The sequence below is a fragment of the Carnobacterium sp. genome, assembly GCF_040274425.1.
Genome location: NZ_JBEMBC010000023.1, coordinates 23639 through 34840, shown reverse-complemented (window position 1 = coordinate 34840; position 11202 = coordinate 23639). Strand labels below are relative to the sequence as shown.

Here is an 11202-nt window from a genome sequence, read left to right as displayed (position 1 = left end):
TCATGTTTGACATGGTTTGTGGAGTATAGTGATGTCCATACATTTTTTCGATTAAATCAGCGATTTCAGACATCGTGACGCCTTTTTTGAACAAATGGATAATGGTAGTTTCCAATGTGTCATTTGTTCTTTTGTATGCTGGTAAAGTTTGTTGTTTAAACTCACCATTTCGATCTCTAGGTATCTCCAATATTAATTCACCATATTCGGTTTTGATTGATCGAAAATAAGATCCGTTCCTCGAATTACCTGAATTAAAACCAGTGCGATCATATTTTTCATAATCCAAGAAAGCCGTTAATTCTGTCCGTAGGAGGGTGTTTATCGCTCTTTCTAAGTGGGAACGGAATAATTCATTTAAATCGCCTTTAGTGACTAGTGTTTGTACAATTTCTGTAGTAAAATCATTCATAGGGAAGTCCTCTTTTCTGTGAATTGGTTGTCGTTAACTTTATTCTACAGAAGGGACTTCCTTTTTTGTATGTTTTTTATTCATTTACACAAAATATTTTACACTCTCGATTTTTTATTTTATTATATCAGAAGTATATTTTATTAAGGAGTTAATATAATAAAAAAGGAGTGAGTCGTAATGTTTTATCGAATTTCCAATCCAATATTTGAAAAGGATTATTTAGACATACTTAAAATTTTAAAAGATCATTCAGATAAGATTGCCATAGTTGATTACTATACAGTACCAGATGGTAGCGATATGAAAATAAAAATGACATTAATGAATTTTCATCTTGAAACAGACATGAAGATATCCATATGATAACAAATCCTGAATTAGCAGAAGTTTTTCGAACATTGGGATATACGTTGCTTAAGATGCCGGCTTTAAGTTCAAAATTTTTTCTAAGATGGAATACATCAAGGAAAACGGATACAATAATATTTTACTTAGCTTCTAAAAAAGCATACAATAAGAAAGTAACATCTTTAAAAATGAGGAGGAAATGATTTATGATGAAAGAAAATTCTTTTGTGTTTCACAATGGTGTTGAGATTCCAAATATCGGTTTTGGTACTTGGCAGATTCCAAATGAGGAAGCATACGATGCCGTAACGATGGCTCTTAAAAATGGCTATACTCATATTGATACCGCATTAGCTTACCAAAATGAAGAAAATGTTGGAAAAGCAATCAAAGATTTTGATTTGCCTCGTGAAGAAATCTTTATTACTAGTAAATTACCCGCTCAAATTAAAGGTTACGATGAAACCTTAGAGGCTTTTAATACAACTATCACCAATTTAGGTGTGGATTACTTAGACCTTTATCTTATTCACGCTCCATGGCCTTGGAATGAAAAAGGCGCGGACTATACTGAAGGAAATATTCAATCATGGAAAGCAATGGAAAAATTATACAACGATGGAAAGATTCGCACTATCGGAGTTTCTAATTTTTCTGTGTCAGATATTCAAGCTCTTATCGATGCTTGTGACATCGTACCGATGGCTAATCAAATTCCGTTCTACGTTGGACATGATCAAGAGGACCTTCTTGCTTTTTGTAAAGAACACAACATTGTAATAGAAGCTTATTCACCACTAGCAACTGGCCAAACATTGAACAGTCCAGAAATTAAAGAAATGGCAGGAAAATATGGTGTGACTCCAGCGCAATTGTGTATCCGTTATTGTTTAGAACGCGAAACATTGCCGCTTCCAAAATCAACACATGAAGAACGCATCATTGAAAACAGTCAATTAGACTTTACTATTTCTCCAGAAGATGTGGAAAAATTGAATACTGTTGAAGACGTGCGTAAATAATTTCAAAATAGAAAAGCCGTTACCTAGTACATACTAAGTAGCGGCTTTTTATTATCGTTCAATTTTATTTACAGTTATAGAAGGTATAGTTATCTCTCCACCTAAAGTTGATTCATAAGTAAGTAAGCCCATCGAATAACCAGATAGAGTTATATAATCATCTTCTAAAATGCGATTATTATCTGTTAATTCTGATGAAATTTTTGCTAGAATTATTGTGTCATAGTTATCATCTACAGCAAATCTTATTTGTGTATACCCGTCTGCTTTCATCACTTGAATAACTTTCCCGAAAAATTTAACTTTAGTCATCAAGAGTCCTTGATAATTGACAAAAAGTTGTTTTGGTATTGTCACTTAGATTTGGTCACTTCAATTGAAATTCGGTTTTGAGTTAGTCAAACTGAGACTCCGTTACACCTAGAACCGGTCTATCACAGTACGGTACGATAAACTTGTAAAATTTTATTTAGCCTTTGTCTTCAGTGGCTATTTTCCTCTTGACGAATTAATTTTAAAACCATTCCCATTATTTTTATTAACAATTTCTAATTTTCTTATTTTCTTATTCTTAGAATTGTGCTACGCTATTTTTGTCAAGCTGTTTGCAAAGGAGAATCAGTGTATCTCATTTCATATAGCTTTATAAAAAATGAGATAAGGACATGAATTAAATACATATTCTCTGTTCCTTTATTTATTAAGGAGATTATTATGCTATCATCTTTTTCAAAAAATATTCAAACCACATTAATTACTTCATTTTTTAGCAGTTTAGTTTATGCTTGTACGATTCCCTACCTTATCATTTATTTAGCTGGTATATTCAGCAAAGAAACTATCGGACTATTGGTTATGATAAATGTTGTTACCTCTTTTTTAGCTGGGATCATTGGCGGCTATTTAGCAGATAACTTTCAGCGAAAAAAAATCTTATTGATCTTTCAAAATTTATACGGAATATCCTTACTTCTTGTTGCAGTAAATTTTGCGGGCATCTTACCACAAAATTTTTGGCTGATTTTTGGTTACCTTATTTGTGGCATCACTTATAATTTATATTATTCAGCCTTTGATGCGGTATTGCTCGATTCTACTGTTCCTAATGAACGTAAAAAAGTTTATCAACTACAGTATTGGACCTTTAATTTATCGATGGCTTTGGGTGCTTCAATCGGAGGCTTCTTATTTAAGCATTATTTAGTTTATTTGTTTTTAGGTGCAGCTCTTTTGCAGTTTATCGTTTCTGCTTTTCTGCAAAAAAACCTTAATTATAAAAATAATGTTTCTCTCACTAAAGGAAAAACAATTATTCATGATCTGTTTAACAATTACTACATTGCTGCTAAAGACAAACGATGGGTCATGTTAATTTTAGGAATAGCTCTTTATAGTGCTGCAGAATTTTCATTACAAAATTACACCGGCATTCGTTTATCAAAAGAGTTTAATCCGATCACACTTTTTTCTATTTCTATCGACGGAGTGAGAATGCTTAGTATTTTACAAGTGATCAATACTATTATGGTCGTTTGTTTCACTTTCGTTGTTTCGCGATTAACTGAGAAGAAAAAAGAACGTACTGTTGTACTCATTGGCTTGCTGATTTATGTAACTGGATATGGCTTAATGGCTTCTGCCAATAGTATTTACTTATTGATTCCATTAACTATTCTAGCAACGTTTGGTGAGCTAGCTTCTGCCCCTATCCTAAGTGCCCGACAAGTCAGTTTGATACCCGAAGACAAACAAGCTTCTTATTTAAGTTTTGCATCTCTTTCCTTCCAAGGTTCTCAACTTTTAGCTGCTTTAGGCATAACTCTAGGTGGCTACTTGGCTGCCGGGCTAATTAGTGGTTACATTATTATTTTAGGAATAGCCGGCGTTTATTTTGTGATCTCTAGCTTATACGACAATAAAAAAGAGGTTGTAAAATATAACTAATGAACCTATTCAGCTTTCTATGATTAAATTTTTACTATTTTAAGTTAGTTCAAAAGACCCTGGCAAATTATTTTCTTTACTCTATAAACTTAATCAGAAAGTTTACGAACTGTTAGATAAAACAGATTCGTAGACTTTCTTTACTTGAGCGCTATTATTTCATTATTTACCTTGCAACGTTTATAATTGGTTTATAGTAAAGAACTATCTTTTTGATTATTAGGTAGTCTATTCCAACACTTTGGTCAATCGTCAATTGCTCTGTATTTTGTTTCAACAAGACTTACTTATTTCTTTACGTTATCTTTATTCAAATTAAGATAAATTAGGAAGGAGAATGAAATTTATGATAATAATCGCGATTATTTTATTGGTTTTAGTTGCTATAGTAGCATTCTTAAATATGCAAATGGCTACTTTGAACCTTTACTTTATGTCTTTTGATTTACCTTTATGGCTACTTTTCATCGGCTTTTTATTACTCGGTATGTTGATTGCTGCACTATTTGCAATGTCTAAAGGGGCACGCAATAGACAAGTGATCAAAAATAAAAATGATGAATTAAAAAATGCTGAAGCTTCAAGAGATGAGGCCGTTAATAGAGTTAAACAAGAATCCGAAGCACAATTGGAATTACAAAAGAAAGAGACTGAAATCCAAAGTCTTAATACTCGATTAGCTTCTTTAGAAGAGAATCAAACAACTCAGCAAAGTGGACCAACTTCAACTGTACAAACTACCGAAACAACTGGTACAAAAACTAGTCCATCTACTAGCAAAGACATTCATGTAGAAGAATATCAAATAGATGGCACGAATACAGCTAAACCAAAAGATGACGGTTCTCATAAACCTTAACCTTCACTAGATCATAATTTAGTAAACAAAAAAGAAGTCCCAAATAAGACATCTTCTTATTTGGGACTTCTTTTTGTGAAAACCGTTTTACTCATTGTTTTTTTTAATATGAGTATTGCCTTTTGTATCGACAGTGACATCTTCTTTTTTTACTGTTCTATTAACTTGTTTTGTATCCGTTACTTCTTCTTTATTCAATGATACTTCTTCTTTAACCACTGGGTGCTTCGTTACTTCAATTTCTTCTTCTGTGACAGGGATAACCACTTCTTTATTTTTTATTGCATTATCTGAATGGTCATCCTTTAAATTATGCTGCTCAATGACTATTTCTTCGTGTCTAACAGGAACTTGGATTGTTTTATTTTCTTCTACTACACGCTTTTTAGCTCGAACTTCTCCTGTTTGAACTTCCTTAGTTGTGACATCTAATTGCTCTTCTTTCAATTGAATCGTTTCACTTTCTGATTCTTGATGCTGTTCTTCATTTTCTGAAACTGGGATGTCAGAAGATTCAGCTGAATCTAAAACCGGTTCAGGATTAGCCAATGGATCTGCTTCTAACATCGAAATCGGGTCTAGTGGAATAACTCTTTCTGTATCCTCTGCCCCATGGCTAACTTTTTCCTTTGGCTTACCATTTACTACAACAATGATATTACCATTCGCAATATCTTGTTGATAATCATCCAAAAGATCGTCGTTTGATTGCGAGGAATCGGATTCGTTAGAGTCATGTGAAGAAAATGATTCTTTTATTTTTTTCCAAATGGAGCGATCATCCCTATCCTTATCCTTAGTGTCTATATCCGTCTCATTAGTTGTTCCTATTATATCTGTAGTATTGGAAATGGAATTTTTAGATTCTGTACTAGATATTAAGGTGATATCTTCTTTTTGATAGCCTTCTTCTTGCAATTTCTTGACTGCATCTACTGCCTCTTGAGGACTTGCATAGCTTCCTACAACATATCTTTCCATTCTTTTCCCTCCTTAATAATCATCTAAACAGTTATTGTACCTTTAGGCTTTATCTTGCTCATCTATTTGTAAACACCAAATTGCAATAACAATACCTAATGCTAGTGGAGCATCTTTCTCATCTTTAGTCTCTAAAACAAATGTATCCCCGTAGGAAAACCGTTTTTTCTTAAAAGAAGCAACTTCGGTAAATCCTTCTTTTATTTCATAATCCTCTTTTTCAACATTTCCTTTGATTTTCCAATTTATTTTTTCAATATCATAATCTGGACCAAGTAAGTTTTTCTCTCTTTTTACTTCAGCAATCTTTTCATTTTGTTGATAGATGCCGTATTTAGGTGAAAAACCTATTTTTTTCTCTTCAATAGATACTATTATCTCGTTAGCTTGATTGTAAACGTGCACTTTATTCCCTATTGATATCCGTTCACTTTTAACAGTATAAATTTTTTCATCTTTTTCATTTCGTACAATTAATTGGTCACGCCATGAAAACCGTTTTTCTTTAATATATAGTTTCATTAGTCAAACACCTGCTTTCATTTAATCATATTCTAGTTTCTTTAATTATAACCATCCATTTCGTTGCAAGCTACTCATAAGCAAGTTGTGAACATTTATTTACACTATTGTCTCTAGATTTCTCCTTTATTTTAGATGACGTTCTCATTTAAAGTTCGATATGCTATGATAACCTTATCAAAACTTATTAATACTAGAGGTGAAAACGTTTTGAATTTCGAGCAAAATTATACTCAACTACAAAAACAGCAATTGACCATGACACCTCAATTGCAACAATCTATTCAGATGCTGCAATACAGCCGAATAGATTTAGTCGATTTCTTAAAACAAAAATCGCTAGAAAATCCTTTTATTTCTATTTCTGTAAAATCAACACCTCGAACACAAGGGGCTTCGACAGAAAAATACAATAGTAACCAATCAAGAACAAATCAATCAACAAGCGGATCAATCTGGGATACATTGGCAACTACTGCATCTCCCACTTCTCTTTATTCTGCAGTAATCGAACAAATCCATTTGTCTTTCAGAGATACCGCTTTGCGTGATTTAATTATTTGGCTGGCTCAGTATATTGATCATAATGGTTATTTAACTCTGTCAATGGATGATGCGATCACTCTCACTCAAGCAGAACCGTTAAAATTATTAGATGCATTGACACTTTTACAGCAATTAGAACCTGCTGGTGTAGGTGCTAGGAACTTACAAGAATGCTTGATGCTTCAAACAGAACGAAACGGTCAAGCGCCCAATCTTGCTTATTTAATCCTTGAAGAAGAGTTTGAAGCTTTTGCTAACCGAAAATGGGATCACATTGCAAAACGTTATTCTATTTCATTGAGTGAAGTTCAAGAGATTTCTGATTTTGTCAAAACTCTTACACCACATCCTGGTGCCATTTTTTCAAATGCTCCTACTCAATACATTCGTCCAGATTTATCCGTTAAAGTAACGGATAATCAAGAGATTCTTGTGCATTCTGTTAAGACTGGACTTCCTGTTATTGTTTTTCAAAAAGAATATTATGAGGAATTAAGTGTATTGCAAGATAAAGAAGTTTCAAAATTCATTAATGAAAAACAATCTGAATATGAATGGCTTAAAAAGACACTGATTCAACGAGAAGAAACGATACTCAGAATTGGTATCGCCATTGTAAATGCACAAAAAGAGTTTTTTTTATCTGAAGATCGTCCAATTCAATCCTTAACACTAAAAACAATTGCTGAAGAACTTGATATTCATGAATCAACGGTAAGCCGTTCCATTAATGGGAAGTACATCACAACAGAATTCGGTGTATTTGAATTAAAAAAATTCTTCACAAATGCTTTGATGACAACTTCTAAAGAAGGTACTGGTTCCATCTCTTCTGACCAAATAAAGAAAAAAATCGAACTCTTTATTAAAACTGAAGATCCTAGAAAACCATTATCGGATCAAAAGCTTGTGGATCTTTTAAAAAAGGACGGTATTGAAATATCACGAAGGACAGTTACAAAATACCGTGAAGCCCTTTTTATTTCTAGTTCTCCAAAGCGCAAACGCTTTGACTAATGATATGCCTTTTTTTGTTGCCATCCGTGTAACAATAGCATGTTAATATAGCTAAAAAAGACCAGCTTAGCCTTCTTAAGTGAAGTAGCAATTAGTTGATCTTTTTTTGGCGTTTTCATTCATTTTTGAAATATCTCAGTATCTTTTCCCCAACCTACGCCATCCTTTAAATGCACAGCTTATTATTTTACTTAATGAAAGGCTTGTGTAATAATCAAATTATAACTCACACTCTTCTGGATATTTTTTTATCCAAAAATGCAACCGCATTCTTCCTTCTTTTATTCTATTTTATCCTTTGTCAAAACATTTTCATTTTACTATACTTTTTGTTTATTTGCTTAGTTTATAAATAATTAGGGGGCGTAATCATGAAAAAGAAATCTTTTAAGTTGGTTAGTAGTCTATTTACAATTGCATTGTTAACTGCTTGTTCGGGTTCATCTGAATCAGGAGGTGAATCAGATGAATTTGCAAGTCCAGATGATTCAACTTTAACAGTGTGGGCTTGGGATGCAAACTTCAATATTCCCATCATGGAACGTGCCGGAGAATATTACACGGAAGATGGTAATGAGGAGTTCAGTCTAGATGTGGTTGAGATGTCTAATGAAGATACTATACAAAAACTCGTCTCTGGATTTACTTCAGGTGTCTCAGAAGGGTTACCCGATATCGTGTTAGTAGAAGACTATGCTGCTCAAAATTTTTTAATCAATTATGAAGGTAAGTTTGCTGAGCTATCCGATGAAATTGATTTTTCACAATTTGCTCCCTATAAAGTTGAGGCAGTTACCCATAATGATGGTGTTTATGCTGTTCCGTTTGATTCTGGTTCAGCTGGTCTCTATTACCGCACTGATTATTTAGCGGAAGCAGGATATACCGAAGAAGACATGCAAAATTTAACGTGGTCCGAATTTGTTCAAATTGGAAAAGACGTGAAAGAAAAAACTGGAAAGTGGTTTGTAGCCTTTATTCCAAATAGAGGGACACACTACATTCAGATGGCTATGCAATCTGCAGGTGTCTGGTATTTTGATGAAGAAGGAAAAATCTTTTTGAAAGACAATCCTGTCGTTCGAGAAATGGCCGAAATATTAAAAGAAATTGAAAAAAATGACTTAGCTAAACCGGTGGATTACTTTGCACCCGAAGGTATCGGAGCTGTAACCAGTGGTGAAGTTGCCGCAGTTAATTCAGCTGTCTGGTATTCCGCAACCATTAAGTCTGCCGAAGATCAAGCTGGAAAATGGGCGTACACTAATCTTCCGCTATTAGAAACTGTTGAAAATGCTACACCTTACTCAAATCTTGGGGGTTCTAGTTGGTTTATCTTAGAAGATTCGCCAAACAAAGAACTGGCTATTGATTTTCTTAAATCTGAATTTGCAGGCAACGATGAATTTTACCAAGAAATCCTTGTAGATAATGGAGCGGTTGGCACTTATCTTCCATCTCAAACAGGTGAAGCCTATCAATATAAAGACCCTTACTTTAACGATGCTCAAATTTATAAAGATTTTTCTAGCTGGGCAGAAGAAATTCCTGGAGTAGATTATGGCGTTAATACAAGTATAGCTTATGAAGCTTTAAGATCTGTTTTGCAAGATTACTTTGATGATAAATTGACCCTAGATGAAATGCTTGAACAAGCTGAAGAATATTACAATATGCAAATAGGAGAGTAGCTTTTTATGAGACTGCAGTCAGTTTTATTCTTACTGACCGCAGTCTTTCCTTAATATGTATGGAGGTGAAACGTGTGAAATTAAAACAGGGATCAAAAAGATCTGATTTATGGAAATTTATATCTTTTGCCGTTATCTTCAGTTCAATATTTTTGCTTTACCCTATTTTTTACTCTATTTATATCTCCTTTCATAACTATAAAGGTCTTAATTCAGTCTTTACTGGATTTGGAAATTATATTCGTATGTTTCAAGATGACGTCTTTGGAAAAGCTTTAATGAACAATTTTATTTATTTGATTTTCCAGGTTCCTATTATGCTGCTATTAGGATTACTGTTAGCTTTTCTTTTAAATTCACCTAATTTAAAAGGAAAAACCTTTTTTAGATTAGCTATTTTTTTGCCTTGTGTTACCTCTTTGGTTTCTTATGCAGTTCTATTTAAAATGATGTTTCAAGTTAGTGGGGTGGTCAATAACTTTCTACTGACAATTGGATTGATTCAATCTCCCATTGATTGGTTAAATAGCCCTTTTTGGGCCAAAGTTACCATCATTATTGCTTTATGTTGGAGATGGACAGGTTATAATATGGTCTTTTATCTTGCTGGTCTTCAAAATATATCGGTAGATACTTTAGAAGCTGCTGAAATAGATGGAGCAAATGCTTTCCAGAAATTTTTCCGAGTTGTTATCCCACAACTTAAACCTGTTATTGTTTTTACAACCATTACTTCAACTATTGGTACGATACAATTATTTGATGAAGTAGTGAATCTAACCGGTGGTGGTCCATCGAATGAAACATTAACTGCAGCTCAACTGATTTACAACCATTCCTTTGTCTATACTTCCAACTTTGGTTACTCCGCTACTTTATCTTGGGCATTAGTAGTGATCGTAGCTATACTATCCATTATTCAATTAACTATTACCAATCGAAAATAATTTCATATTAGTCAGGGGTGAAGAAGTATGAAATCAAAATCATTAACCTTTTTAAAATATACTTTTTTAATTATCTGTTCATTTATTTCCGTATTCCCTTTTTATTGGATGATTGCAGGAGCAACAAACACCTCTAATCAGATAGCTGAAGGAAAACTTTCTCTAGGAACTCATTTTTTTAAAAATCTTAGTGAATTACTAGGTGCTTATAACATTCCGTTGATCATGTGGAATTCGCTAAAAATTTCTCTCGTTACCGTTGTACTGAGTTTGTTAGTTACCTCAATGGCTGCATTTGGTTTTGAAAAATTCAACACTCGTAGAAGTGAACTCATCTACTCTATCCTTTTACTGTTTATGATGATTCCATTTGCCACTCTTGTCATTCCGTTGTTTAAGATGATGGCTGGATTGAATTTAGTTAACCAACATTTAGCTTTGATCCTGCCTTATATCTCTAACATTTTCCTTATTTTTTTCTTTAGACAAAGCTTTAAATCATTTCCTGATGATATTATGGATTCAGGAAAAATAGAAGGTGCTGGAAATTATACAATTTTCTTCAAATTAGTTTTTCCAATGATGAAATCAACTTATGCAGCAGCAGCTATTTATGCCTTCATGAATTCATGGAACAGTTACTTATTGCCTTTAATTATCTTACAGACTGAAGACAAATACACAATGACGCTTTTGATTTCTGGCCTTTCTTCAGCTTCTTATGTAGCCAATTACGGCGTTCAAATGATGGCCATCGTCATTGCTACTCTTCCAACTTTAATTCTCTTTTTAATGATGCAAAAAAGCTTCGTTGCTGGAATGACCGGATCTTTAAAAGCTTAACTATTTTTCGTTCAGCTCTAATTAACTAACCAAAAAACGTGATCGATCCTTTAGGAATCAATCACGT

General features: G+C 33.3%; 12 protein-coding genes. 8 read left to right on the top strand and 4 right to left on the bottom strand.

From position 1 onward, the window contains the following. A partial coding sequence (locus tag ABS911_RS06700) for a transposase (RefSeq protein WP_350466917.1) occupies positions 1–412 on the bottom strand: 412 nt, incomplete at its 3' end. Between the two features lie 180 nt (positions 413–592). Here ABS911_RS06700 and ABS911_RS06695 point away from each other — a divergent pair. Both ABS911_RS06695 and ABS911_RS06690 read left to right on the top strand, forming a co-directional pair. Beyond that, positions 593–778, top strand: coding sequence for a hypothetical protein (locus tag ABS911_RS06695; protein ID WP_350466916.1), 186 nt, complete (start codon positions 593–595; stop codon positions 776–778). Positions 779–969: 191 nt separating this feature from the next. Further along, the gene (locus ABS911_RS06690; protein WP_350466915.1) at positions 970–1785 is read left to right on the top strand and encodes an aldo/keto reductase; all 816 of its coding nucleotides are present in this window, start codon (positions 970–972) and stop codon (positions 1783–1785) included. Between the two features lie 51 nt (positions 1786–1836). Here ABS911_RS06690 and ABS911_RS06685 read toward each other — a convergent pair whose 3' ends face one another. Beyond that, entirely contained in the window at positions 1837–2097 is a 261-nt protein-coding gene (locus ABS911_RS06685) for a hypothetical protein (protein ID WP_350466914.1), read from the bottom strand. A gap of 402 nt (positions 2098–2499) precedes the next feature. Here ABS911_RS06685 and ABS911_RS06680 point away from each other — a divergent pair, with 402 nt between their 5' ends. Beyond that, positions 2500–3729, top strand: a complete 1230-nt coding sequence (locus tag ABS911_RS06680; protein WP_350466913.1) for an MFS transporter — start codon at positions 2500–2502, stop codon at positions 3727–3729. A gap of 346 nt (positions 3730–4075) precedes the next feature. After that, on the top strand, positions 4076–4588 hold the full coding sequence (locus ABS911_RS06675) for a lipopolysaccharide assembly protein LapA domain-containing protein (RefSeq protein WP_350466912.1): 513 nt from the start codon (positions 4076–4078) through the stop codon (positions 4586–4588). Positions 4589–4675: 87 nt separating this feature from the next. Here ABS911_RS06675 and ABS911_RS06670 read toward each other — a convergent pair whose 3' ends face one another. Together ABS911_RS06670 and ABS911_RS06665 are read right to left on the bottom strand one after the other, a co-directional pair. Then, positions 4676–5569, bottom strand: a complete 894-nt coding sequence (locus ABS911_RS06670) for a YsnF/AvaK domain-containing protein (RefSeq protein WP_350466911.1) — start codon at positions 5567–5569, stop codon at positions 4676–4678. A 42-nt stretch (positions 5570–5611) separates the two neighbouring features. Continuing rightward, a complete protein-coding gene (locus tag ABS911_RS06665; protein WP_350466910.1) occupies positions 5612–6091 on the bottom strand; it encodes an LURP-one-related/scramblase family protein in 480 nt (159 codons plus the stop codon). A gap of 210 nt (positions 6092–6301) precedes the next feature. Here ABS911_RS06665 and rpoN point away from each other — a divergent pair, with 210 nt between their 5' ends. From rpoN to ABS911_RS06645, 4 genes are all read left to right on the top strand, one after another. Then, on the top strand, positions 6302–7654 hold the full coding sequence (gene rpoN, locus ABS911_RS06660; protein WP_350466909.1) for an RNA polymerase factor sigma-54: 1353 nt from the start codon (positions 6302–6304) through the stop codon (positions 7652–7654). A gap of 371 nt (positions 7655–8025) precedes the next feature. Beyond that, positions 8026–9345, top strand: coding sequence for an ABC transporter substrate-binding protein (locus ABS911_RS06655; protein ID WP_350466908.1), 1320 nt, complete (start codon positions 8026–8028; stop codon positions 9343–9345). Between the two features lie 74 nt (positions 9346–9419). Further along, positions 9420–10292, top strand: coding sequence for a carbohydrate ABC transporter permease (locus ABS911_RS06650; RefSeq protein ID WP_350466907.1), 873 nt, complete (start codon positions 9420–9422; stop codon positions 10290–10292). Positions 10293–10319: 27 nt separating this feature from the next. Continuing rightward, on the top strand, positions 10320–11135 hold the full coding sequence (locus ABS911_RS06645; RefSeq protein ID WP_350466906.1) for a carbohydrate ABC transporter permease: 816 nt from the start codon (positions 10320–10322) through the stop codon (positions 11133–11135). Positions 11136–11202: the final 67 nt, after the last annotated feature.